Source organism: Bordetella ansorpii (genome assembly GCF_900078705.1).
GTDB classification, from domain to species: domain Bacteria; phylum Pseudomonadota; class Gammaproteobacteria; order Burkholderiales; family Burkholderiaceae_B; genus Bordetella; species Bordetella ansorpii_A.
Genome location: NZ_FKIF01000007.1, coordinates 174,629 through 198,744, shown reverse-complemented (window position 1 = coordinate 198,744; position 24,116 = coordinate 174,629). Strand labels below are relative to the sequence as shown.

26 protein-coding genes and 1 pseudogene are annotated in these 24,116 nt (G+C 68.2%); 18 read left to right on the top strand and 9 right to left on the bottom strand.

The genetic code is table 11. The features are described from left to right. Positions 1-88 precede the first annotated feature (88 nt). Positions 89-484, top strand: a complete 396-nt coding sequence (locus A6745_RS16600; RefSeq protein WP_066129451.1) for a hypothetical protein — start codon at positions 89-91, stop codon at positions 482-484. Between the two features lie 5 nt (positions 485-489). Here A6745_RS16600 and ppsR read toward each other — a convergent pair whose 3' ends face one another. Then, complete coding sequence (gene ppsR, locus A6745_RS16595) at positions 490-1,314, bottom strand: posphoenolpyruvate synthetase regulatory kinase/phosphorylase PpsR (RefSeq protein WP_066129448.1); 825 nt, start codon at positions 1,312-1,314, stop codon at positions 490-492. A 158-nt stretch (positions 1,315-1,472) separates the two neighbouring features. On the opposite strand from ppsR, the gene ppsA reads away from it, so the two are divergent. Then, positions 1,473-3,839, top strand: a complete 2,367-nt coding sequence (gene ppsA / locus A6745_RS16590) for a phosphoenolpyruvate synthase (RefSeq protein WP_066129445.1) — start codon at positions 1,473-1,475, stop codon at positions 3,837-3,839. A gap of 62 nt (positions 3,840-3,901) precedes the next feature. On the opposite strand, the gene A6745_RS16585 is transcribed toward ppsA, so the two are convergent. Then, positions 3,902-4,642 carry a glutamine amidotransferase gene (locus tag A6745_RS16585; protein WP_066129442.1) on the bottom strand — a complete coding sequence of 247 codons (741 nt, stop codon included), beginning with the start codon at positions 4,640-4,642 and terminating at the stop codon, positions 3,902-3,904. A gap of 158 nt (positions 4,643-4,800) precedes the next feature. Here A6745_RS16585 and A6745_RS16580 point away from each other — a divergent pair, with 158 nt between their 5' ends. The 3 genes from A6745_RS16580 to A6745_RS16570 all read left to right on the top strand — a co-directional run bounded on the left by A6745_RS16580 (position 4,801) and on the right by A6745_RS16570 (position 7,418). Next, the gene (locus A6745_RS16580) at positions 4,801-5,220 is read left to right on the top strand and encodes an NfeD family protein (protein ID WP_066129438.1); all 420 of its coding nucleotides are present in this window, start codon (positions 4,801-4,803) and stop codon (positions 5,218-5,220) included. A 61-nt stretch (positions 5,221-5,281) separates the two neighbouring features. Next, positions 5,282-6,211, top strand: a complete 930-nt coding sequence (locus tag A6745_RS16575; RefSeq protein WP_066129435.1) for an SPFH domain-containing protein — start codon at positions 5,282-5,284, stop codon at positions 6,209-6,211. A 37-nt stretch (positions 6,212-6,248) separates the two neighbouring features. Then, positions 6,249-7,418 carry a GGDEF domain-containing protein gene (locus A6745_RS16570; protein WP_066129432.1) on the top strand — a complete coding sequence of 390 codons (1,170 nt, stop codon included), beginning with the start codon at positions 6,249-6,251 and terminating at the stop codon, positions 7,416-7,418. A 22-nt stretch (positions 7,419-7,440) separates the two neighbouring features. On the opposite strand, the gene smpB is transcribed toward A6745_RS16570, so the two are convergent. Next, positions 7,441-7,908: an SsrA-binding protein SmpB gene (smpB, locus tag A6745_RS16565; protein ID WP_066129429.1), complete on the bottom strand. Its 468-nt coding sequence runs from the start codon at positions 7,906-7,908 to the stop codon at positions 7,441-7,443. Positions 7,909-8,056: 148 nt separating this feature from the next. Between smpB and A6745_RS16560 the strand changes: the two genes are divergently transcribed. The 7 genes from A6745_RS16560 (at position 8,057) to A6745_RS16530 (ending at position 13,563) form a co-directional block, all read left to right on the top strand. Continuing rightward, a complete protein-coding gene (locus tag A6745_RS16560) occupies positions 8,057-8,491 on the top strand; it encodes a type II toxin-antitoxin system RatA family toxin (RefSeq protein ID WP_066129426.1) in 435 nt (144 codons plus the stop codon). Continuing rightward, complete coding sequence (locus A6745_RS16555) at positions 8,481-8,816, top strand: RnfH family protein (RefSeq protein WP_082853116.1); 336 nt, start codon at positions 8,481-8,483, stop codon at positions 8,814-8,816. The genes A6745_RS16560 and A6745_RS16555 overlap by 11 nt, the downstream gene beginning before the upstream one ends. A 172-nt stretch (positions 8,817-8,988) precedes the next feature. Further along, a complete protein-coding gene (locus A6745_RS16550; protein WP_066129423.1) occupies positions 8,989-10,143 on the top strand; it encodes an acyl-CoA dehydrogenase family protein in 1,155 nt (384 codons plus the stop codon). Then, a complete protein-coding gene (locus A6745_RS16545; protein ID WP_066129420.1) occupies positions 10,140-11,300 on the top strand; it encodes an enoyl-CoA hydratase/isomerase family protein in 1,161 nt (386 codons plus the stop codon). Before A6745_RS16550 ends, A6745_RS16545 begins: the two co-directional genes overlap by 4 nt. A gap of 135 nt (positions 11,301-11,435) precedes the next feature. Then, positions 11,436-12,326: a 3-hydroxyisobutyrate dehydrogenase gene (gene mmsB, locus A6745_RS16540; protein ID WP_066129415.1), complete on the top strand. Its 891-nt coding sequence runs from the start codon at positions 11,436-11,438 to the stop codon at positions 12,324-12,326. After that, the gene (locus tag A6745_RS16535) at positions 12,323-12,763 is read left to right on the top strand and encodes a PaaI family thioesterase (protein ID WP_066129412.1); all 441 of its coding nucleotides are present in this window, start codon (positions 12,323-12,325) and stop codon (positions 12,761-12,763) included. Before mmsB ends, A6745_RS16535 begins: the two co-directional genes overlap by 4 nt. Before the next feature lie 110 nt (positions 12,764-12,873). Then, entirely contained in the window at positions 12,874-13,563 is a 690-nt protein-coding gene (locus A6745_RS16530) for a VIT1/CCC1 transporter family protein (protein ID WP_066131306.1), read from the top strand. Between the two features lie 9 nt (positions 13,564-13,572). Here the strand turns inward: A6745_RS16530 and ygfZ are convergent, their stop codons facing one another. After that, on the bottom strand, positions 13,573-14,577 hold the full coding sequence (gene ygfZ, locus A6745_RS16525; RefSeq protein ID WP_066129408.1) for a CAF17-like 4Fe-4S cluster assembly/insertion protein YgfZ: 1,005 nt from the start codon (positions 14,575-14,577) through the stop codon (positions 13,573-13,575). Positions 14,578-14,729: 152 nt separating this feature from the next. On the opposite strand from ygfZ, the gene mltG reads away from it, so the two are divergent. The 6 genes from mltG (at position 14,730) to A6745_RS16495 (ending at position 20,751) form a co-directional block, all read left to right on the top strand. Further along, positions 14,730-15,746: an endolytic transglycosylase MltG gene (mltG, locus tag A6745_RS16520; RefSeq protein WP_066129405.1), complete on the top strand. Its 1,017-nt coding sequence runs from the start codon at positions 14,730-14,732 to the stop codon at positions 15,744-15,746. A gap of 43 nt (positions 15,747-15,789) precedes the next feature. Beyond that, entirely contained in the window at positions 15,790-16,416 is a 627-nt protein-coding gene (gene tmk / locus A6745_RS16515; RefSeq protein WP_066129402.1) for a dTMP kinase, read from the top strand. 25 nt (positions 16,417-16,441) lie between these two features. Then, the gene (holB, locus tag A6745_RS16510) at positions 16,442-17,494 is read left to right on the top strand and encodes a DNA polymerase III subunit delta' (protein ID WP_066129397.1); all 1,053 of its coding nucleotides are present in this window, start codon (positions 16,442-16,444) and stop codon (positions 17,492-17,494) included. Positions 17,495-17,625: 131 nt separating this feature from the next. Beyond that, positions 17,626-18,396 (top strand): TatD family hydrolase, encoded by a 771-nt coding sequence (locus tag A6745_RS16505; protein WP_066129394.1) that lies wholly within the window; start codon positions 17,626-17,628, stop codon positions 18,394-18,396. Between the two features lie 57 nt (positions 18,397-18,453). Then, on the top strand, positions 18,454-19,344 hold the full coding sequence (locus A6745_RS16500) for an ankyrin repeat domain-containing protein (RefSeq protein WP_231886031.1): 891 nt from the start codon (positions 18,454-18,456) through the stop codon (positions 19,342-19,344). Positions 19,345-19,461: 117 nt separating this feature from the next. Further along, positions 19,462-20,751, top strand: coding sequence for a Glu/Leu/Phe/Val family dehydrogenase (locus A6745_RS16495; protein ID WP_066129388.1), 1,290 nt, complete (start codon positions 19,462-19,464; stop codon positions 20,749-20,751). Positions 20,752-20,837: 86 nt separating this feature from the next. Here A6745_RS16495 and A6745_RS16490 read toward each other — a convergent pair whose 3' ends face one another. The 5 genes and pseudogenes from A6745_RS16490 to A6745_RS16470 all read right to left on the bottom strand — a co-directional run bounded on the left by A6745_RS16490 (position 20,838) and on the right by A6745_RS16470 (position 23,969). Continuing rightward, positions 20,838-21,638 (bottom strand): RsiV family protein, encoded by an 801-nt coding sequence (locus A6745_RS16490; protein ID WP_066129385.1) that lies wholly within the window; start codon positions 21,636-21,638, stop codon positions 20,838-20,840. A 15-nt stretch (positions 21,639-21,653) separates the two neighbouring features. Continuing rightward, positions 21,654-22,374 (bottom strand): annotated as a pseudogene (locus A6745_RS16485) (lipoate--protein ligase family protein). 125 nt (positions 22,375-22,499) lie between these two features. Further along, positions 22,500-22,775 carry a biotin--protein ligase gene (locus A6745_RS16480; RefSeq protein ID WP_066129382.1) on the bottom strand — a complete coding sequence of 92 codons (276 nt, stop codon included), beginning with the start codon at positions 22,773-22,775 and terminating at the stop codon, positions 22,500-22,502. Positions 22,776-22,794: 19 nt separating this feature from the next. After that, entirely contained in the window at positions 22,795-23,262 is a 468-nt protein-coding gene (locus tag A6745_RS16475) for a GNAT family N-acetyltransferase (protein WP_066129379.1), read from the bottom strand. Positions 23,263-23,267: 5 nt separating this feature from the next. Beyond that, positions 23,268-23,969: a glutathione binding-like protein gene (locus A6745_RS16470; RefSeq protein WP_066129376.1), complete on the bottom strand. Its 702-nt coding sequence runs from the start codon at positions 23,967-23,969 to the stop codon at positions 23,268-23,270. Positions 23,970-24,116: the final 147 nt, after the last annotated feature.

The following is a 24,116-nucleotide window of genomic DNA, read 5'->3' as shown; positions in this document are numbered from 1 at the left end:
GCAGCCTTCCCGGCGGCTGCCTTCGCAGCCGGCGCGGCCGCTGCCCCCTATACTGGCGTGATTCGCAAAACCAGCCGGAAACGCCGCCATGACCCTGCACGCCCGTACCCTCGTCGTCGCCATCGGATTGTCGGCGCTGCTGGCTGGCTGCGGTGGACTGGACACCCGTGCCGCGGCCAATTACGTCTCAGTGCCGGCCAGTGAGCTGCGCCGGCCCGTGAGCCTCGTCGATCCCGTACAGGTGCAGTTGCCGAAAGGCATCATCAACCTGCCTGCCGGCTCGCGCTGGCAGAAGATCGGCGCCATTCCGCGCGGCGACGTCTATCGCCGCGTGGACGACATGTTCAGTCTGGAAGGCGGTTACCGGGGCGAGGCCTTTCCGGTCATCCTGGCCGGCCAACTGATCGGCTTCTACCTGCCTGGCGAAAAGGGTTATCTGTCCCTGAGCAAGCCGGTGCGCGCGCCGCTGCAGACGGGCTTCTGACGCCGTCAGCGATCCAGCCCGACTTCCTGCAGCACCGTGGTGGCGATCTCCTCGATCGACTTGGTGGTGGTGGACAGCCACGAGATGCCTTCGCGGCGCATCATGCGTTCGGCCTCGGCCACTTCGTAGCGGCACTGCTCCAGTTCGGCGTACTTGCTGTTGGGGCGGCGCTCGTTGCGGACCTTGGACAGGCGCTCGGGCTGGATGGTCAGGCCGAACATCTTCTTGCGGTAGGGCGCGATGGTCTTGGGCAACTGGCCGCGCTCGAAGTCGTCGGGCGTCAGCGGGAAGTTGGCCGCCTTCACCGCGTACTGCATGGCCAGGTACAGGCTGGTCGGGGTCTTGCCGCAGCGCGAGACGCCCACCAGGATGACGTCCGCCTCGTCGAGCTGGCGGATGAACTGGCCGTCGTCGTGGGCCAGGCTGAAATTGATCGCGTCGATGCGCTGCGTATAGCGTTCGGAATCGGCGGCCATGTGCGAGCGCCCGATCGAGTGGCTGGACTTCAGGTTCAATGCCTGCTCGATGTGCGACACGAAGGTGCCGAACAGGTCGAGGAAGATGCCGTTGGCCTGGCGCACGCGGGCCTGGATGTCGGGATTGACCAGGGTGCTGAAGACGATGGGCGGCACGCCGTTTTCCTGGGCATTCTTGTTGATGCGCACGGCGACGTCCTCGGCCTTGTCCAGGGTGTCGATGAACGGCACGCGCACGGGGCGGAAACGCACCTGGTCGAACTGGGCCAGCACCGAATTGCTGAAGGTCTCGGCAGTGATGCCGGTGCTGTCCGAAACGATGTAGACGGTGCGAAGTGGGGTCGTGTCATTCATGTGTAAGAGATTCCAACCAGGAAAGGGAGTTGTAGGCCGCAACCGGGTACAATCTGCCCCTTAAAAGTCACCCCAAGGGCGTCCAGGCCAGTTTGGTCAGCGCAGCAGATCCTGCCCTGACCAAACTCGCTTTCATTCCATTGTAAAAGGTGACTTCAATGTCGTACGTCGTTTCGTTCGAGCAGCTCCGCATGACGGATGTGGACTCGGTAGGAGGCAAGAACGCATCGCTTGGTGAAATGATCAGCCAACTGGCGGGCGCGGGGGTGCGCGTGCCGGGCGGCTTCGCCACCACGGCCGAGGCCTTCCGCGATTTCCTCAAGGCCTCGGGCCTGGATGCCCGCATCGCCCAGCGCCTGTCCACGCTCAACCCCGAAGACGTCCGCGAACTGGCCCTGGCCGGCGCCGAGATCCGCCAATGGATCGTCGAGGCCCCGCTGTCGCCCGAGTTCGAAAAGGCCATCCGTGATTCCTTCGCCGCGCTGGATGCCGATGGCAAGGGTTCGTTCGCCGTGCGGTCGTCGGCCACCGCCGAAGACCTGCCCGACGCCTCGTTCGCCGGCCAGCAGGAAACCTTCCTGAACGTCGTGGGCATCGACGACGTGCTGGACAAGATCCGCCACGTCTTCGCGTCCCTCTACAACGACCGCGCCATCTCGTATCGCGTGCACAAGGGCTATGCCCACGCCGAGGTCGCCCTGTCGGCCGGCGTGCAGCGCATGGTGCGCTCCGACAAGGGCAGCGCCGGCGTCATGTTCACCATCGATACCGAATCGGGCTTCCAGGACGTGGTGTTCATCACCTCGTCGTACGGCCTGGGCGAAACCGTGGTGCAGGGCGCCGTCAATCCCGACGAGTTCTACGTGTTCAAGCCCGCGCTGGAAAAGGGCAACTATCCGATCGTCAGCCGCCGCATCGGCTCGAAGCTGATCAAGATGGAATTCGACCCCGAGCGCACCGAAGGCCGCGCCGTGCGCACCGTCGAGGTGCCCGTGTCCGAGCGCAACCGCTACTCGCTGACCGACGAGGAAGTCACCGAACTGGCCCGCTACGCCGTCATCATCGAGCAGCACTACAAGCGCCCGATGGACATCGAATGGGGCCGCGACGGCGTCGACGGCAAGATCTACATCCTGCAGGCTCGCCCCGAAACGGTGAAGTCGCAGCAAGGCGCCGCCGACGTGCAGCAGCGCTACCGCCTGAAGGCCACCGGCGAGGTGCTGGTCACCGGCCGGGCCATCGGCCAGAAGATCGGCGCCGGCCGCGTGCGCATCGTGGGCGACGTGTCCGAAATGGACAAGGTGCAGCCCGGCGACGTGCTGGTCACCGACATGACCGATCCCAACTGGGAGCCGGTGATGAAGCGCGCCGCCGCCATTGTCACCAACCGTGGCGGCCGCACCTGCCACGCGGCCATCATCGCGCGTGAACTGGGCATCCCGGCCGTGGTCGGCTGCGGCGAGGCCACCGACATCCTGAAGGAAGGCCAGAACGTCACCGTCTCGTGCGCCGAGGGCGACGAAGGCCGCATCTACGACGGCCTGATCGAGACCGAAGTGGAAGAAGTGCGCCGCGGCGAAATGCCACCCATCGACATCAAGATCATGATGAACGTGGGCAACCCGCAACTGGCGTTCGACTTCGCCCAGATCCCGAACTCGGGCGTGGGCCTGGCCCGCCTGGAATTCATCATCAACAACAACATCGGCATCCACCCGAAGGCGGTCCTGGACTACCCGAACGTGGACAGCGAGCTGAAGAAGGCCGTCGAGTCGGCTGCTCGTGGCTACGCCAGCCCGCGCGCCTTCTTCGTCGACAAGCTGGCCGAAGGCATCGCCACCATCGCCGCGGCCTTCTGGCCCAAGTCGGTCATCGTGCGCATGTCCGACTTCAAGTCGAACGAGTACCGCAAGCTGGTGGGCGGTTCGCGCTACGAGCCCGAGGAAGAGAACCCCATGCTGGGCTTCCGTGGCGCGTCGCGCTACATCGCCGAGGACTTCGCCGAGTGCTTCCGCATGGAGTGCGAAGCGCTGAAGAAGGTCCGCGACGAAATGGGCCTGACCAACGTCGAGATCATGGTGCCGTTCGTGCGCACGCTGGGCCAGGCCTCCCGGGTGGTCGACCTGCTGGCCGCCCGTGGCCTCAAGCGCGGCGAGAACGAGCTGAAGCTGATCATGATGTGCGAAGTGCCGTCCAACGCCATCCTGGCCGAGCAGTTCCTGGAGTACTTCGACGGTTTCTCGATCGGCTCGAACGACATGACCCAGCTCACCCTGGGCCTGGACCGCGACTCGGGCATGGAGCTGCTGGCCGCCGACTTCGACGAGCGTGACGAAGCCGTCAAGTTCATGCTGCAGCGTGCCATCCAGGCTTGCCTGAAGGCCGGCAAGTATGTCGGCATCTGCGGCCAGGGCCCCAGCGACCACCCCGACTTCGCCCAATGGCTGAAGGACGAAGGCATCCTGTCGATGTCGCTGAACCCCGACACCGTGGTCGACACCTGGCAGAAGCTGGCGGCGAAGTAAGCCGCCGGGCAGGGCTGCGGACGCGGGCCGTTGCGTTAGGCTTTGCCGGTTCAGCGCAAGGTTCAGGCGGCCGCGCAGGTCCGCAGGAAGCGGCGCAGCAGCGTGGCGGCCTGCGGCGTGTCGCCGACCGCCTGGGCGCGCGCCTGGGCGTCGATGCCTTCCCGGCCGTACGGTTCGGCGTAGTACTCGAGATGCTCGCGTAGGAAGGCGGCGCCGAATTCGGGGTGGAACTGGGCGCTGTAGCAAGTGGGCGTCCAGCGGATCAACTGGTGGGGGTCCATGGCCGAGCGGGCCAGCACCCGGGCGCCGTCGGTCAGCCGCAGCAGCGTCTGCATGTGCACCGTCTGCGCCGGAAAATGCTCGGGCATGCCCTGCAGCATGGCGTCGTTCAGGCCGGCCTCGGTCAGCGTGATGGCTTGCGTGCCCACTTCGCGGCCGGCGGGGTTGTCGCCGACCTCGCCGCCCAGCGCGTAGGCCAGCAACTGGTGGCCGTAGCAGACGCCGAACATGGGCAGGCCAGCCGCGGCGGCCGTGCGCAGCCATTGCGCCGTGTCCTCGCTCCAGGGCTCGTGGTCGGTGACCATGGCCGGCGAACCCGTGATCAGCGCGGCGCGGTAGGCCGACGGGGCTTGCGGCCGCTCGCCCCGGAACACCGGCACGATCTGCGCCTGCTCCGGGGCCAGGCCCGCGGCGGCGCGCAACTGCTCGCCATACCCTCCGTGACGCGCGCGCAGCGTGTCGTTCGGGTCTCCGGTGTGCAGGATGAGGACGGGCAGGGCGTGGGCGGACAGGGATGCGGTCATGGCTGCTACAGGCTTGAAAAGCGATTCAGGAAAGGGGCGGCGACAGGGCGCCCGCGCCGGGAAATGCGTAAACCTCGCGTGATAATGCGCATATCAAGGGCGCATTCTGTGGGAAATCCGTACAATCCGCTATGTTTTCACGCGCGGAGTACCTTGCGATGTGGGTTTGGTTCGGATTGGCGGCGATCGCGCTCATCGGCGAAGTCATGACCGGTACGTTCTATCTGTTGCTGGTGGCCCTGGGGCTGGCGGCGGCCGGTGTGGCGGCCGCGCTGGCTATGGCGCTGCAATGGCAACTGGTGGCTTGCGTCGTGGTCGCGCTGGCGGGCCTGGCCGTGCTGCGCGGCACGGGCGTGCTCAAGAAGCGCGAGATCGATGCGTCGCGCAACGCCAACGTCAATCTCGACATCGGCCAGACGGTGCAGGTCGAGCAGTGGTCCCCCGCCGGCACGGCGCGCGTCTGGTATCGCGGCGCGCAGTGGCAGGCCGAGCTGGCCGCGGGCGAAGCCGCCGCGCCCGGCACTTACCTCATCACCGAAGTGCGCGGCACGCGCCTGGTGCTGTCTGGCAAGCGCTGAGGCCAACCGGGCCGCCTTCCGGCCGCCGCAATCCGCTGATTTTCTTACAGAAGGGGTTTACATGACGCTCGACCCATCCACCATCTTCCTGATCATCGTCGTCTTCCTGGTGCTGCTGGTCCTGATCCGAGCCATCGCGATCGTGCCGCAGCAGCATGCCTGGGTGGTCGAGCGGCTGGGCAAGTTCGACCGCGTGCTGTCGCCAGGCGCCGGGTTCGTCATCCCTTTCATCGAACGCATCTCGTACAAGCACTCGCTGAAGGAAATCCCGCTGGACGTGCCCAGCCAGGTCTGCATCACGCGCGACAACACCCAACTGCAGGTCGACGGCGTGCTGTATTTCCAGGTCACCGATCCGATGCGCGCGTCGTACGGTTCGTCCAACTACATCACGGCCATCACGCAGCTGTCGCAGACCACGCTGCGCTCGGTCATCGGCAAGCTCGAACTGGACCGCACCTTCGAAGAGCGCGAGTTCATCAACAGCACCATCGTGGCCTCGCTGGACGAGGCCGCCCTGAACTGGGGCGTGAAGGTGCTGCGCTATGAAATCAAGGACCTGACGCCGCCCAACGAGATCCTGCGCGCCATGCAGGCCCAGATCACCGCCGAGCGCGAGAAGCGCGCGCTGATCGCGGCGTCCGAAGGCCGCCGCCAGGAACAGATCAACATCGCCACCGGCGAGCGCGAGGCGGCCATTGCCCGCTCCGAGGGCGAGAAGCAGGCCCAGATCAACCAGGCCCAGGGCGAGGCCGCCGCCGTGCTGGCCATCGCCGACGCCACCGCCCAGGCCATCGTGCAGGTGGGCAACGCGGTGAGCCAGCCTGGCGGCATGGAGGCCCTCAACCTGCGCGTGGCCGAGCGCTACGTCGAGGCCTTCGGCGAAGTGGCCAAGGAAGGCAATACGCTGATCCTGCCGTCGAACCTGTCGGACGTGGGCAGCCTGGTGGCGTCGGCCATGACCATCGTCAAGTCCACGCGCGGCGCCTGATCGCTGCTGGGGGCCGCCGCCTGACTGCCTTGCCTGGATGCTGGCCCCCGTCAACCTGCTCGTCCTCACTGCGCTGTCCAGCCTGATCTGCCTGGCGGTGCTGGGGTCGCTGGCGCGCAGCGGCATGCCCGGCATCCGCGAAGCCGTGTGGGCCAACGTCCTGACCATCTGCTCGCTGGCGATCTTCGCGCAACAGGCGTCCGGCAGCGTCCGCTGGCTGACGATCCTGCTGCCCAATCTGCTGATCTCGGCCGGCTACAGCATCTATTACTACGGCATCTGCCGCTTCCTGGGGCAGCGCGCGCCGGTGCGGTTGCTGGCCGTGGGGGTGGCGGTGCTGATGGGCGTGCTGTGGCTGTACCTGTACGTCTGGCCCTCCACCGACGTCCGCATCGTCGCCGCGTCGCTGCTGCACAGCTTCATCAGCGGGGGCATCGCGCTGGCCATCTGGCGCGCGCTGCCTGCGGTGCGCTCGCGCTACAGCTATCTGTTCACGCTGGCCATCACCCTGACCGCCGCCATCGGCTACCTGGTGCGTGCGGCGGTGTACATGCTGGGCATGGAAAGCGTGGACACGCTGATGTCGCCGGCGGGCTGGAACGTGGCCTTCCTGACGCTGGGCGTGCTGCTGAGTCCCAGCGTGACATTGGGGGTCATCATGATGATCCACGACCGCATGCTGGGCGACCGCGAGCGCGAGGCCAGCACCGACTTCCTGACCGGCCTGCTGACGCGCAAGGCCTGGTGGCGCGAGACCAGCCGGCTGCACGCCCAGGCGCAGCGCGGCGAGCGGGTCCTGACGCTGCTGGCCCTGGACATCGATTACTTCAAGCAGATCAACGACCTGCACGGCCACGCCGCGGGTGACGCGGTGCTGCAGCATTTCGCCCGGGTGGTGGGCGGGGCGATGCGCGCAGGGGACGTGGTGGGCCGCCTGGGCGGCGAGGAGTTCTCGGTGGCGCTGCCCGATACGCCACTGTTGCAGGCCCAGCACATGGCCCAGCGGCTGATGCAGGCGGTACGGGAGACCCCGTGCTTCTACGAAGGCCGCACGCTGATGTGCACGGTGAGCGGGGGGCTGGCGCAATGCGAACCCGGCGAGCCGCTGGAGTCGGCCAGCGTGCGCGCCGACCAGGCGCTGTATGCGGCCAAGGCGGCCGGGCGCAACTGCCTGGTGATGGTGCCGCCGGAGGGGTACAAGACCTGAGTGGACAGGCCCGCCCCGGGCTTCAGTCGTCGCGGCGGCTGTTGCGCGTGTCGTGCTTCATCACGCGGTCTTTCTCGCGCTGCCAGTCTTTTTCGCGGGCGGTGTCGCGCTTGTCGTACAGTTTCTTGCCGCGGCCCAGCGCGAAATCGAGCTTGATCCGGCCGTTCTTGTAGTGCAGGTTCAGGGGAACCAGGGTATAGCCGCGCTGCTCGACCTTGCCGATCAGCTTGCTGATTTCTTCCGCGTGCAGCAGCAGCTTGCGCGTGCGCATCGCGTCGGGGTGGATGTGCGTGGAGGCGGTGGGCAGGGGGCTGACGTGCATGCCCATCAGGTAGATCTCGCCTTCGCGTACGATGACGTAGCTTTCCTTCAGTTGCACGCGGCCCGACCGGATGGCCTTGACCTCCCAGCCTTGCAGGGCGATGCCGGCCTCGTAGCGGTCTTCGATGAAGTAATCGTGCGAGGCCTTGCGATTGTCGATGATGCTCATTAGGGGGAGGATACCTGCGTCCGAGGCCGGAGTTCTGAAACCAGGGGGGTGAAAACCGGGCAGGTAAACCCGGGGTTTGAACCCGTCTCGGCGTACAGGATCCGCTGTACCGGTAAAATCCGATCATTCTAGCCATTTGCGATAGTCGATGCACACAGTCCAGCGTTCCGTCCTCGTGCCTTACTCCGCCGCTCAGATGTTCGACTTGGTGGCCGACGTGGAAAAGTACCCGGAGTTCATGCCGTGGTGCGGCGGCACCGAGGTGCAGTCGCGTGACGAGCACGGCATGCAGGCCTCCATCATGATCAGTCTGGCGGGCCTGAAGCAGCGCTTCACCACGCGCAATACCCACGATTACCCCCACCGCATCAACCTGGAACTGGTCGATGGCCCGTTCTCGCGCCTGGTCGGCAACTGGCAGTTCCAGCCGCTGGCCGACGACGCCTGCAAGGTGCTGTTCACCCTGGAGTACGCGTTTTCCAACCGCGCGCTCGAGATGGTGGTGGGGCCGGTGTTCAACCGCATCGCCACCAGCTTCATCGATTCGTTCACCAAGCGGGCCCAGACCAAATATGGCGAGTGATGCCATCGCGGGCGCCTTGCGCGTGCAGGTCTGCCATGCCGCGGCGGCCAGCGCCTGGCAGCGCGACCTGACCCTGCCCGCCGGCGCCACGGTGGCCGACGCCTTGGCCGCCAGCGGATTCGTCCAGGCGTTTCCCGGCATCGACCCCTGGCGGCACGGGGTAGGCATCTACGGGCGCGCCTGCGTGCCCGATGCGCTCCTGGCCGACGGCGACCGCGTCGAGATCTACCGCGAACTGCGCTTCGATCCCAAGGAGTCGCGCCGCCGCCGTGTCGAGCACCGGCGCACGAGCCAGGCCCGGCAGCGTCCGCCCGGACTGCTGTAGCCCGCCGACGGTCCCCGGCGGGAATTGTCGCCCGCGGGACAAAATCCCGGCGCCGTTCCGGCGTAAGATAAGGCTGAATGTGACGTTTACGTCAACGTAATACCCAGCGGCCGGAACCCTTCATCAGGCGGTCGCATCCCCATAAGACCATAACGATCTCTGGAGACGCTTCGTGGACCTGGAACTGACCGACGAGCAGCGCGCCTTCGCCCAGGCGGCGCGCGATTATGCCCTGGGCGAGCTTGCGCCCAACGCCGCGCATTGGGACGCGGAAGGCATCTTCCCGCGCGAGGCCTTCGCGCGCGCCGGCGAGATGGGCTTCTGCGCCATCTATGCCAGCGAAGAGATCGGCGGCCTGGGCCTGCCGCGCCTGGACGCCACGCTGGTCTTCGAGGAAATGGCCGCCGTCGATCCGTCCACCACCGCCTTTCTCACCATCCACAACATGGCCACGTGGATGGTGGGCCAGTGGGGCCAGCCGGCGCTGCGCGCCGAATGGGGCCCGGCGCTGGCCAGCGGCCAGAAGCTGGCGTCGTACTGCCTGACCGAGCCGGGGGCGGGATCCGACGCCGGGTCGCTGTCGACCCGCGCCGAGCGCGAGGGCGGCGACTACGTGATCAACGGCGCCAAGGCTTTCATCTCGGGCGGGGGCGACACCGATCTGCTGGTGGTCATGGCGCGCACGGGGGGGGCGGGCGCGGGCGGCGTCAGCGCCTTCGCCGTGCCGGCCGACGCCGCGGGCATCGGCTATGGTCGCAAGGAACAGAAGATGGGCTGGAACAGCCAGTCCACGCGGCCCATCACCTTCGAGAACGTCCGGGTGCCCGCGGGCCACCTGCTGGGCGCCGAGGGCGAGGGCTTCAAGATCGCCATGAAGGGCCTGGACGGCGGGCGCATCAACATCGGCACCTGCTCGGTCGGCGCGGCGCAGGGCGCGCTGGACGCCGCGCGCCGCTACATGGACGAGCGCAAACAGTTCGGCCGCCGCCTGGCCGAGTTCCAGGCGCTGCAGTTCAAGCTGGCCGACATGGCCACGCACCTGGTGGCGGCGCGCCAGATGGTGCGCCTGGCCGCCTGCAAGCTGGACGGCGGCTCGCCGGATGCCACCACCTATTGCGCGATGGCCAAGCGCTTCGCCACCGATATGGGCTTCCAGATCTGCCTGGACGCGCAGCAACTGCATGGCGGATATGGTTACCTGCGTGACTATCCACTGGAGCGTCTGGTGCGCGATACTCGGGTACACCAAATACTTGAGGGCACCAACGAGATCATGCGTGTGATCGTGGCCCGACAACTGCTGGATAAAGGAGTCGACATAAGATGAACGTACCCGTGCTGTTCGAGGAGCGCTTTACCGATACCGGCATGCGCCTGGGCGTGGCCACGCTGAATTCGCCGCAGACCCTCAACGGGTTGTCCCTGGAAATGGTCGACATGCTGGACGCGCAGCTGCGGGCCTGGGCGGCCGACAGTTCGGTGGCGCTGGTCATCCTGCAAGGGGCCGGCGAAAAGGCGTTCTGCGCGGGCGGCGACCTGCACGGACTGTATCGCAGCATGCGCGAGCATGCGGGGCAGGGCGCGTGGGCCAATACCCATGCGCGCACGTTCTTCGAGCACGAGTACCGGCTGGACTTCCTGATCCATTGCTATCCCAAGCCCCTGCTGTGCTGGGGCCGCGGCATCGTCATGGGCGGCGGCGTGGGCCTGATGATGGGCGCCAGCCACCGCGTGGTCAGTTCCGACGCCCGCGTGGCCATGCCCGAGATCTCCATCGGCCTGTTTCCCGACGTGGGCGCCAGCTGGATGCTGAACCGCATGCCCGGCCGCGTGGGCCTGTTCCTGGCGCTGACGGGCGCGCATTTGAACACCTCCGACGCCTTCTTCGCGGGCATGGCCGATTTCCGGCTCGACCCGGCCGACTGGCCGCGTTTCTGCGAGGCGCTCCTGCATCAACCCTGGGCGGGCGGCCCCAACCAGGGCGGCCTGGCGCCGCGCTCCATCAACGACGGCCTGCTGCGTCAGGTGCTGCTGGCGCACGAGCCCTCCGAACCGCTCGAACCCGGCCCGTTGCGCCAGCATTCGTTCCTGATCAACAGCATCTGCGGCGAGATGAAGCTGGAGACCATCTATGACGAACTCGCCGGACTGACGAACCACGACGATCCATGGCTGGCGCGCGCCGCCAAGACCATGCTGGCCGGTTCGCCGGGCTCGGCGCGGCTGGCGTATGCGCTGCAGCAGCACACGCGGCTGCGTTCGCTGGATGACGTGTTCCGCATCGAGTACGTGGCGGCGCTGGTCTGCACGGCGCATGGCGACCTGGAAGAGGGCATCCGCGCGCTGTTGGTCGACAAGGACAAGACCCCCAGGTGGAACCCGGCCACGCTGGCCGAGGCCAGTCCGGCCTGGGTGCAGCAATTCTTCCAGGAACCGTGGCCTGAGGGCGTGCCGCATCCGCTGGAGGACCTGGGCCGCGCCTGACCCGCGGCGGCCCGCGACGATTCACACCACCCCAGGACCCCGCGCCGGTGCCTCGGCCGGACGCGTGCCCTGATGGGCCGCGCGTCCCGACCGGGGCGCGGACACGGGGCCGGACAATGCGAGGAGACACGCAACATGAGCAGTATTGCTTTCATCGGGCTGGGCAACATGGGCGCGCCGATGGCGCAGAACCTGATCAAGGCCGGCCATGCGCTGACCGTGTTCGATCTGGTGCCCGCGACGGTGCGCACGCTGACCGAGGCCGGCGCGCGCGCCGCGGGTTCGGCCGCCGAGGCGGTGGCGGGCGCGGAGATCGTCATCACCATGCTGCCCGCCAGCAAGCACGTCGAGGGCCTGTACCTGGGCGAAGACCTGCTGGCGCGCATCGAGCCGCCCACCCTGGTCATCGATTGCAGCACCATCGCGCCGGACTCGGCGCGCAAGGTGGGCGCGGCCGCGCAGGCCCGCGGCCTGGACATGGTGGATGCGCCGGTGTCCGGCGGCACGGGCGGCGCGGTGGCGGGCACGCTGACCTTCATCGTGGGCGGCTCCGACCAGGCGCTGGCGCGGGCCCGGCCCGTGCTGGAGCAGATGGGCAGGAACATCTTCCATGCGGGGCCGTCGGGCGCCGGCCAGGTCGCCAAGATCTGCAACAACATGCTGCTGGGCATCCTGATGGCCGGCACGTCGGAGGCGCTGGCGCTGGGCGTGGCCAATGGGCTGGATCCCAAGGTGCTGTCCGACATCATCGCCAAGAGCTCGGGCCGCAACTGGGCCACCGAGCTGTACAACCCCTGGCCCGAGGTGATGCCCGACACGCCGGCCTCGAAGGGCTACGCGGGCGGCTTCGGCACGGACCTGATGCTGAAGGACCTGGGGCTGGCGGCCGAGGCGGCCTTGTCGGCCCGCGCGGCCACGCCGCTGGGCGAGTTGGCGCGCAACCTGTATGCGTTGCATAGCCAGGGCGGCAGCGGCGGGCTGGATTTTTCCAGCATCGTGCGCCTGTATACCCAGAAGCCCAAATGAGCGGCGGCGCGGTGGTGTCTGATGAACTGGCCGCGCGCGTGCAGGCCAGCTTCGCCCGCCAGGGGGTGATGGCGATGATGGGCGCCCAGTTGCGCGTGATGGCGCCGGGCAGGGTCGAGATCCGCCTGGCGCACCGAGCCGATCTGTCCCAGCAGAACGGCTTCCTGCATGCGGGCATCTCCACCACCATCGCCGACAGCGCGGGCGGCTATGCCGCCTTCAGCCTGTTCGAGCCGGGCGAGGACGTGCTGACCTCCGAGTTCAAGATGAACTTCCTTGCGCCGGCCTCGGGCGAGTACTACGTGGCGACCGGCACCGTGCTCAAGCCGGGGCGCCGCCTGACCGTCTGCCAGGCCGAGGTGCATGCCTGGCGCGACGGCCGGCCCACGCTGTGCGTGGTGGGCTTGATGACCACGGTGCGTGTCACGCCGCGTTGATGCGCGCAGTCCGCCGCCCGCCGTGCCGCCCATGAGCCGGCGCGATCGGGGGCGGCGCGGGCTTATACTCGGCACGCGCCGATCGGCAGGGTTGCCGGGCGCGTTCCATGATGCCTACCGCAGAACACCATCGCATCTTCCGCATCGGCTGGCTGCGTGCCGCCGTACTGGGCGCCAATGACGGCATCGTCTCCACCGCCAGCCTGATCGCGGGCGTGGCGGCCGCGCAGACCAGCCACGAAGCCATTCTTGCGGCCGGGCTGGCGGCCCTGGTGGCGGGGGCGCTGTCGATGGCGGCCGGCGAGTATGTTTCGGTGCGTAGCCAGGCCGACACCGAGGCCGCCGATCTGCAGATGGAAATGCGCTCGCTGCGTGGCAATGCGGCGCAGGAACTGGACGAACTGATCGGCATCTACGTGGCGCGAGGGCTGAGCCCCGACCTGGCCGCGCAGGTGGCGCGCCAGTTGACGCAGCATGACGCCCTGGACGCGCATGCGCGTGACGAATTGGGGATCTCTTTGCATAACCGCGCCCGGCCGGTGCAGGCGGCGGCGGCCTCGGCGGGGTCGTTCGCCGTGGGGGCGGCCCTGCCGCTGGCGGTGTCCGCGATGGCGCCGTTGCCGGGCGTGATCGGGGCGGTGACCGTGGCTTCGGTGGCGTGCCTGGGGCTGTTGGGAGCCGTTTCCGCGCGGGCCGGCGGCGCGCCCATGGGCCGCGCCAGCATCCGGGTCATGGTGCTGGGCGCGCTGGCGATCGGACTGACCGCCGGGGTGGGCGCGCTGGCCGGGGTGGCGGTCTAGGCCACGCGCTCAATCGTTCGCCGTCAAGGCGTACGGCAGGGGCATCACCTCGATGCGCGGGCCGTCCGGCGCGCCCAGTCGCAGGTCGCCTTCCGGCAACGACGACAGGGTGGTCTCGAACAGCAGCGATACGCCCGCATGTCCGGCGGCGTCGACCACGCGGCCGCAGGGTTCGCCGGGTTGCGCCGCGTCGTAGACGTCCAGGCCGGCCAACTGATCCGTGCCGGCGCTGCCCTGCAACTGGCCATAGGCCATGCGCCGCTTGACCGTGCCGCGGTAGTGGCTGCGCGCCACCACCTCCTGGCCGGGGTAGCAGCCCTTGGTGAAACTGACCCCGCCGGCCAGTTCCAGGTTGACCGTCTGGGGAATGAACAGGTCCTGGGTGGCGCTGCCGATCCAGGGCAGGCCGGCGGCCAGGTCGGCGGCCTGCCATAGCGCGGGCTCGGCGCGGGCCAGCAACTGGCCCAGGGCGCCGGCCTGCTGCAATTGGGCATCGCTGGCGATCCACCACCAGCGCAGGGCGGCGCCGCTGGCCGAGGGCGCGGCGATCCAGGTGCCGGTGACCCGGTCCACGCGTTGCCAGGCCGTGCGCGGCAGTTCGCCGCCCGCGGCGGCCTGCAGGCCGGGCAATTGGCCGGCGTCGCATTGCACGCCGGCGGGGTTCAGGGCCGCGAGCGACAGCTTGGCCTTGGCCCGCAGCACGAACATGGACAGGCGCTTCTGCAAGGCCTCGGCCAGGTCGGCGCGCACCAGCGCGTACAGGCGGGCATCGTCCTCGGCGCCCTGCGCGGCGCGCCACATCACCAGGGTGGCCAGCAGGCGGCCGCGGGCGGTGCAGTAGCCGGCCAGGCGCGCGGCGTCGGCGGGCAGGCCGGTGACGTCCTGCGTCAGTTGGCCGTGCAGAAAGGCCAGGGCGTCGTCGCCGGCGGCGGCCAGGACGCGCAAGCCGGGCAGCGGCGAGCAGAGCGGCGAACCTTCGGCGCCCAGCGGAATCGAATCGTAGAAAGCATGCATGGTGGCGATAGGCAGACGGCAACGCCGCCCGCGGCTGGCAGGCAAACTCCCATGATACGCCGCGAGGGCGGCCAACCGGTTCAAGTCCTTGCGCTCGTCAGGGGCGGAACGCGGCCTGGCGCCGCGCCTATCCATTACACTTCACCCCACTCATGAGAATCCGCTTCCGAACCCTCTTCCTGATGCTCGTGTTGCTGGCCCTCGTGGCGGCTGCCGCCGTCGTGGGCCTGGCCTGGCGCTGGGCGCACGAACCCGTGCCGCTGGCCGCCGAGCGCGTCGATTTCGTGGTGCAGCCCGGCAGCAATCCGCGCGCGGTCGCGCGCACGCTGGCGCAGGCCGGCATCCCTGTCTGGGAAGACGGCTTCATCTGGATGGCCCGCCTGACCGAACAGGACAAGCTGATCAAGGCGGGCGGCTACGAGGCCGTTCAGGGCGACAGCCCCTGGAAGCTGCTGGAACGCATGGCGCGCGGCGACATGTCGCAGCGGCAGATCACGTTCGTCGAAGGCTGGACCTTCCGCCAGATGCGCGATGCGCTGCGCAACCATCCCGACGTCAAGCAGACGCTGGACGGCGTCAGCGACGAGGCGCTGATGGAACGCCTGGGCTCCAAGATCGAACATCCGGAAGGCATGTTCTTCCCGGACACTTATGTGTTCACCCCCGGCAGCAGCGATTTCGACATCCTGCGCCGCGCCTACCAGGCGGGCGAGCAGGTGCTGCAGAAGTTCTGGGCCGACCGATCCCCCGACCTGCCACTGGCCACGCCCTACGAGGCGCTGATCCTGGCCTCGATCATCGAGAAGGAAACCGGCGACGGCGCCGACCGCGCGCGCATCGGCGGCGTGTTCGTCAACCGTCTGCGCCGCGGCATGCTGCTGCAGACGGATCCGACCGTCATCTACGGCATGGGCGCCGCCTACGACGGCCGCATCCGCAAGCGCGACCTGCAGACCGACACCCCGTGGAACACCTACACCCGGCCCGGCCTGCCGCCCACGCCCATCGCCGCCTCGGGCCGCGCCGCCCTGCGCGCGGCCACGCATCCCGAGGCGCATGACTATTACTACTTCGTCTCGCGCGGCAATGGCACCAGCGAGTTCTCGCGCAACCTGAACGAGCACAACCGCAACGTCTCGCGCTACATCCTGGGACAAGGGCAGAAATGAGTTACCCGCGCACGTTCATCCGTACGCAATCCGCGAGGGCCGAATGACGGCCCGCGGTCTTTTCATCACGCTTGAGGGCGTCGATGGCGCCGGCAAGAGCACCCACGCCGGCTGGCTGGTCGACGCGATCCGCGCCTCGGGCCGCACCGTGCTGGCCACCCGCGAACCGGGCGGCACGCCGCTGGGCGAACGCCTGCGCGAGCTGGTGCTGCACGAACCCATGCACCTGGAAACCGAGACGCTGCTGATGTTCGCCGGCCGTTGCGAGCACGTGCGCACCGTCATCGAGCCCGCGCTGGCCAGCGGCGCCTGGGTGGTCTGCGACCGCTATACCGACGCCACCTACGCCTACCAGGGCGGCGGCCGGGAACTGGGCGCCGAACGCATCGCCGCGCTAGAGCAATGGATGCAGCCCGGCCTGCAGCCCGACCGCACCTGGCTGTTCGACGTGCCGCCCGAGGTGGCGCGCCAGCGCCTGTCGGCCAGCCGCGACCCCGACCGCTTCGAGCGCGAGGCGGGCGCCTTCTTCGAGCGCGTGCGCGCGGCCTACCATGCCCGCGCGCAGGCGCAGCCGCGGCGCTTGCACATCATCGACGGCAGCCGTTCCGTGGACGAGGTCCGCGCCCAGCTCGAGGCCGAACTGCGGGCGCTGCTGGAGTCCGCGCAATGATGGCCATGCCGGTTCGGGTGGTTCGATGAGTCTGGCGGCATTTCTTCCCTGGCACATGGAGAAGGCGCACGGCTGGCTCGGCCAGCGCGAGCGCTTTGCCCATGCCTGGCTGATCCACGGCGTGGCCGGCATCGGCAAGCTGCAGTTCGCGGCGGCCGCCGCGGCCAGCCTGCTGTGCGAATCGCCGGCCAATGGCCTGGCCTGCGGGCGCTGCAACGCCTGCGCATGGGTGTCGGCCGGCAATCACCCCGACCTGCGCCGTATCCGGCCCGAGGCCGTGGCGCTGGAAGAAGGCGCGGATGCCGCGCCCGAGTCCGAGGAAACCGAGGCGGCCGCCACGGGCGCGGCCAAGCGCGCGCCGTCGAAAGACATCCGCATCGACCAGATCCGCGGACTGGAATCCTGGTTCAACACCGCCACGCACCGTGGCGGCTGGCGCGTGGCGCTGTTGTATCCGGCCCAGGCGCTGAACGTGATTTCCGCCAATGCGCTGCTGAAGGTGCTGGAAGAGCCGCCGCCCAATACGGTGTTCCTGCTGGTGGCCGATGCGCCCGACCGCCTGCTGCCCACGCTGGTGTCGCGCTGCCGGCGCCTGCCGCTGCCCGCGCCGGCCCCCGGACTGGCCCTGCAGTGGCTGCGCGACCAGGGCGTGGAGCCGGCGGCCGAATGGCTGGCCGCGGCGGGCGGAGCCCCCCTGGCGGCCCAGCGCCTGGCGCAGCAGCAGGACCAGCCGTGTCCCGCCTGGCTGGGCCAGTTGATCATGCCCCTGTCCGCGGGCAAGGCGCCGGATGTGGGGACACTGACCGAATGGCTGGAAAAAATCCCCACGCCCGAATGGATCGATGCGTTGCAGCGCCTGTATGCCGACCTGATGCTGGCCGGCTGCGGCGCCCCCGTGCGCTATTTTCCCTCGCTGGCCGACGCCGTGGGCAAGGCGGCCGCACGGGCGCATCCCGCTCGGGTGGCCGACACGGCCCATTGGCTGTCCACCCAGCGCGCGGTGGCCAACCACCCCTTGAATGCCAAGCTGTTCGCCCACGCGGCGCTGCAGCGGGTGGTGCTATCCTGCCAGGCATGATGCCCCGGTTCGCCGGGGCCTGATCCAACCCGACAAGCCCGCTCACGCGGCGGCTTTCCTGGCGGATACGCCTGTCCCGGTCCATGCCGTGGGGCGGCCAGCCACCGCCCGCAGTCACCCCTCCATTCATCATGTACGTCGATTCGCATTGCCATCTGAATTTTCCCGAACTGGCGAAAGACCTGCCCGGCATCCTGGACCGCATGCAGGCCAACCAGGTCAGCCATGCCCTGGTCGTCAGCGTGAACATGCCGGAATGGCCGGGCTTGATGGAACTGGTCGAGCCGCACGGCAACCTGTGGGCGTCGGTGGGCGTGCATCCCGACTATGAAGACACGCCCGATCCCGAGCCCGAGGAACTGGCGCGCCTGGCCCAGCACCCCAAGGTGGTGGCCATCGGCGAGACGGGCCTGGACTATTACCGCCTGTCCGAACCGCTGGACTGGCAGCGCGACCGTTTCCGCCGGCACATCCGCGCCGCGCGCACCACCGGGCTGCCGCTGATCGTGCATACGCGTTCGTCGGCCGCCGATACCGTGCGGGTGCTGCGGGAAGAGGGCGCGGCGGAAGTGGGCGGCGTCATGCACTGCTTCACCGAGACCTGGGAGATCGCCCGCGAGGCGATGGACCAGAATTTCCACATCTCGCTGTCGGGCATCGTCACTTTCAAGAACGCCCAGGTCGTGCATGACGTGGCCACGCGCATGCCCCTGGACCGCCTGCTGATCGAGACGGACTCGCCGTACCTGGCGCCGGTGCCGCATCGTGGCAAGCTGAACGATCCGGCCAAGGTGGTGCACGTGGCCGAGCGCATCGCTCAATTGAAAGGCATCCCGGTGGAAGAGGTTGCCCAGGCGTCTACGGATAACTTCTTCAAGCTTTTCAATAAGATAAAGAGATAATCTAATCTAAAGTCTCTCAACTTATAAAGTTAAAGTATTACTTCAGGATTGTGCGATATGGCTATGTTCAAGCGTAGGAATCTCATTCAACGTGCCGGCAGCCGCATCGCCCCGGCCGCCCTGGTCGCGACGTTGGCGCTGGCCGTGGGCGGCCCCGTGTCGGCGGCGCAGGTCTCGGCCAACTGGTGGCCGAGCATCGCCAACGACCGCGTAGACGAGATGCGGGCCATGCTGGCCCAGGGCGCCGATCCGAACCTGCGTTACCAGAACGGCCAGCCGGCCATCATGCGCGCGGTCATCGACAAGGCCTGGAACGTCTTCGACCTGCTGGCCGCGGATCCCCGCACCGACGTCAACGCCGAGAATCCCGCCGGCGAAACTCCGCTGATGTATCTGGCGCTGCTGGGCGAGACCGAGCGGGCAAAGCGGCTGATCGCCCGCGGCGCCCACGTCAACCGGCTGGGCTGGACCCCGCTGCACTACGCGGCGTCCAAGGGCCAGATCGCCGCCGCCAAGCTCATGCTGCAGAACCAGGCCATGCCCAATGCGCCGTCGCCCCAGGGCACCACGCCACTGATGATGGCGGCGCTGTCGGGCAACCAGGCCATGGTGCAACTGTTGATGGACGCCGGCGCGGACGTCACCACGCGCGACCTCCAGGGCAAGAACGCCGCCGACTGGGTCGACGCGCGCAAGGAGCCGGCGCTTGCGAAAAGTCTCAAAGAGGTGGTGGCGCGGGCGGAGCAGCGCAAGCGCGACATGCGGGCCGCGCAGGGGCAGGGCGAACCGATCGCGCCGGCGCCCGGTCTGGCGCCCCTGCAATCGGCCACCGTACCCACGGCGCCGCCTGCGCCCGCGAGCATGCAGCCCGCACCCGCCGCGGCAACGCCGCCGGTCGCGCCGACGGTTCGTGGGGTGACGGGCGTACGCCAGCAGTCCTATGATTGAGGGAGGCCGTCCGACGGGTAGTATTTGTAATGTCCCTAATTAAATAAATAAGGATTAATTGGGGGCGTATTTGAGTTCGTGGATAAAATGGCGTCATTCCTCCAGGAGAGCAGCCTCATGTCTCAAACTCCCTCCCATGCATTGCCGTCGTATCTGGATCCCAACCATCTCGGCCCGTGGGGCATCTACTTGCAGCAGGTAGACCGCGTCACGCCCTATCTGGGTTCGCTGGGCCGCTGGGTCGAGACGCTCAAGCGTCCTAAGCGTGCGCTGGTCGTGGATGTGCCGATCGAATTGGACAACGGCACGATCGCCCACTTCGAGGGCTACCGCGTGCAGCACAACACGTCGCGCGGTCCGGGCAAGGGTGGGGTGCGTTTCCACCAGGACGTCACGTTGTCCGAAGTGATGGCGCTGTCGGCCTGGATGTCGATCAAGAACGCGGCCGTCAATCTGCCCTTTGGCGGCGCCAAGGGCGGCATCCGCGTCGACCCGCGCAATCTGTCGCAGTCCGAGCTCGAGCGCATGACGCGCCGCTACACCTCCGAAATCGGCGTGATCATCGGCCCGTCGAAAGACATTCCCGCCCCCGACGTGAATACCAACGCGCAGACCATGGCGTGGATGATGGACACGTACTCGATGAACGAAGGCGCCACCGCCACCGGCGTGGTCACCGGCAAGCCGATCGCGCTGGGCGGCAGCCTGGGCCGTGTCGAGGCCACCGGCCGCGGCGTGTTCGTGGTGGCGTGCGAGGCCGCGCGCGACCTGAACATCGACGTCTCCAAGGCCCGCGTCATCGTGCAGGGTTTCGGCAACGTGGGCGGCACTGCGGCCCGCCTGTTCCACGAAGCCGGCGCCACGGTGCTGGCCGCGCAGGACCACACCGGCACGGTCTACAACCCGGCCGGGCTGGACGTGCACAAGCTGCTGGCCCACGTGTCCTCCACGGGCGGCGTCGGCGGCTTCAGCGGCGGCCAGGCGCTGGACAACGCCGAGTTCTGGGGCCTGGAAACCGATTTCCTGATTCCCGCCGCGCTGGAAAACCAGATCAACGCCGGCAACGCCGCCCGCGTGCGCGCCAAGGTGGTGGTCGAGGGCGCCAACGGCCCGACCACGCCGGAGGCCGACGACATCCTGCGCGACAACAATGTGTACGTGGTGCCCGACGTGCTGGCCAACGCCGGCGGCGTCACGGTCAGCTACTTCGAGTGGGTGCAGGATTTCTCCAGCTTCTTCTGGAGCGAGGAAGAGATCAACCAGCGCCTGGAGCGCCTGATGCGCGAGGCCTATGCGGGCGTGTCGCAGATGGCGAAAGAGCACAAGGTCACGCTGCGCACGGCGGCCTTCATCGTGGCGTGCACGCGCATCCTGCAGGCCCGTCAGGTGCGCGGCCTGTACCCTTGAGCGGTTGAGGTCCATACGGGCGGGACGGCAGGGCCGGCAAGAGCCGGCCCTGCCGCAGCCAGCCAGGGCGGCCGCGCCGCTGCCGCTCAGGACCCCGGCGGCATGAACTCCGGCTTCAGGATGCCGCGCAGCGCCGGGTACGGCAGCGTCAGCTCCGGCTGCCCGTACGAATACGGTGCGATCGCGTAGGCGTCGTACTTCACCACCATGCCCTGGCGCGTCAGGGTGACGTTATCGGTGGGCTGGAACGGCCAGTTCTTGTTGTACGCCGCCGGATCGCGGCGCGCGTCCTCGTTCTGCTTCAGCCAGGCGGCATGCGCCTGGCGCAGCGCCTGCAGGTACTGCTCGCCCCGGCCGGGAATCACCATCTGCGCCAGCGTGATCTCGCTGGCCGTGCTGCGCCGCCAGTTCAGGAAGTGCGTGGCGGGAATGGGATGGGCGGCGCCGGTCAGGTACTGCTCGGTGGTCAGCTCGACCCCGATCAGGTCGCCGACGGTATCCCGTACCTTGGCGTGCAGGTCGGTGCGGTCGCGCGGCTGCGCGGTGCGCCAGAAATACGCCACATACTCGTCGATGGTGCGGTAATTGCCCTGCAGATTGGCATCCACGCCGGTCATGCTGGCCAGGCCGCGGTCCACCGCCTGGGTCAGCGGGGCGATGCCGGGAAACGCCACGCTGTCGATGACGATCCGCGGGCATTCGCCGCGGCAACCGGGCTTGGTCAGTTCGCGCTTGACGGACTCGGTGCGCACGTCCCCCACGCTGGCCGCCGTGCCCCTGGCGGGCAGGCTGATGGTGTCCGGAGGCGAACTGCCGCAGGCGGCCGCCAGCACGGCGGCCAGCGTGATCAGGGTGGCGCGGCCCGCGCGTCGTGGTAGGTCCAGCATTGTCGTACTTCCGTCTCAGGGGACCGTGCCGGTCCATTCGTCGGTGGAGAATTTCTCGCGCGCCTGGCGCTCGGCTTCTTCCAGCGTGGCGGCCCCCAGGGTGCCGGGGGACAGCAGGCACATGCCCGAGAAGGTTTCGAGCATGCGGCCGATGATGGCCTGGCGAGCCAGGCCGGTCTGGCTGCGCAGCGGATCGACACGCTTCCTGGCGCTGGTGGTGCCCTTGTCGGACAGCTTTTCGCGGCCGATGCGCAGTACTTTCACCATTTTCTCGGCGTCGATGTCATAGGACATGGTGACGTGGTGCAGCACGGCGCCGCCGCGGCGCGCCTGGGCGGCGCCGCCTATCTTGCCGGCTTCCGAGGCGATGTCGTTCAGCGGCTGATACCAGGCCTTGATGCCCAGGTCGTGCAGCGCGCGGATCACCCAGGCGTCCAGGAATTCGTAGGACTCCTGGAAGCTCATGCCGTGCACCAGCGCCTGCGGCACGCTCAACGAGTAGGTGATGGTATTGCCGGGCTCGACGAACATGGCGCCGCCGCCGCTGACGCGGCGCACGACGGCAATGCCGTGCTCCTGCGCGGCCTGCATGTCGACCTCGTTGCGCAGCGACTGGAAACGGCCGATGACCACGGCGGGAGCCGACCATTCCCAGATGCGCAGCGTGGGCGGACGGCGGCCCGCCCCCGACCTCGTCGGTGATGACGGCGTCCAGCGCCATGTGCGTGGCCGGCATCTGCGGGCCTTCATGGATCAACTGCCATTCGTAGTCGGACCAGGCCGTGCGGCGCGGCGCCGGGGCGGGCTGGGGCGGCACCGTGGTGGGCGCGGCGGGGGGCGTGTTGGATTCGTCCATGGAGGTCATGACAGGGCCCTGCGGATGACCACCGCCACCGCTTCGGGCGAAAAGCCGAATAGTTCGGCGTCGATGGGCAGGGCCTGGCGTACGGCTTCGGCCAGGCCGGCTTCGTCGGTATCGGCGGGCAGGCCGGACAGGCCCCGGTCGATGGTCTCGAGCGCGTCGGGCGGTTCGAGGAAGAAATCGCCGCTGATGCGCACGTGGGCCAGACGGCCGTCGACGACGTCGACGTCGGCCACGACCAGCTTGCCGCCGGGGACTTTGTACTCTCCGTGCATGGGGAAGGCTCCTTGCCGTTCAATCCAGGTTGAGCTTCATGCCTTCGTGGCTGGCCACGAAACCCAGGGATTCGTAGAAGCGCCGCGCATCGGTGCGCTGCTTGTCGGTGGTGAGCTGCACGACGCCGCAGCCGTGCTCGCGGCATCGCGCGATCGCCCAGTCGAACATGACCCGGCCCAGGCCGGTGCCGCGTGCGCTGGCGGCGATGCGTACGCTCTCGATCTGCGCGCGCCACCGGCCCCGCTGCGACAGGCCGGGGATGAACGTGAGCTGCAGGCAGCCCACGATGTGGCCCTCGCGCTCGGCCACGACGAGCTGGTGCAGCGGATCGCGGTCGATGGCCTCGAAGGCCTGCACGTAGCAGGGCCGCGGCGGCAGGGTCGCGTCTTCGCGGGTACTGCCCAGCACGTCGTCGGCCAGCAGGGCGATGATGGCGGGGAGATCATCGGCGACTGCCCGCCGGAAGGTGGGGGCCTCGCGAGCCATGCGGTTCAGCGGCGCAGCGAGGCGGCCGTCTGGCCGAACAGGACGCGGCGCGAAGCCTCGTCGTTGACCGAGGGCGTGACGTTGATTTCCTTGGCCTTCTGGTAGGCGCGCACGGTGGCGGGGCGGGCCGCGATGGCGTCGAACCAGCGTTTCAGGTGTGGGAAGTCTTCCAGTTTCTGGCCTTGCTTCTCGTGCGGCACGATCCAGGGGTAGGCCGCCATGTCGGCGATGGAGTATTCGCCAGCCACGAACTCGCGGTCGGCCAGGCGGTGGTCCAGCACGCCGTACAACCGGTTGGTTTCCTTGACGTAGCGTTCGATGGCGTAGGGAATCGGTTCGGGCGCGTACGACGAGAAGTGATGGTTCTGGCCCGCCATGGGACCCAGGCCGCCCATCTGCCAGAACAGCCATTGCAGGGCCTCGGTGCGGCCGCGCAGGTCTTGCGGGATGAACTTGCCGGTTTTCTCGGCCAGGTACAGCAGGATGGCGCCGGATTCGAACACCGGGACCGGCGCGCCGCCGCCCGCGGGCTCCTGGTCGACGATGGCAGGAATGCGGTTGTTGGGCGAGATGGCCAGGAATTCCGGCTGGAACTGTTCGCCCTTGCCGATGTTGACCGGATGGATCTTGTAAGGCACGCCGGCTTCTTCGAGAAACAGGGTGATCTTGTGGCCGTTGGGGGTCGTCCAGTAATACAAGTCGATCATGGGGGTCCTCTGCTCGTTGCGTCGCCCGTCGTGCGGGCGGCAAGTCCCCATGATAGCGGCTTGCCGCCGGGCCGTGGCGCAAGCCCCGGTTCTGCGCGCGGGTTTGGCGGCGCGGGCCGCGGCGATGGGTACGCGCCCGGGGCCGCC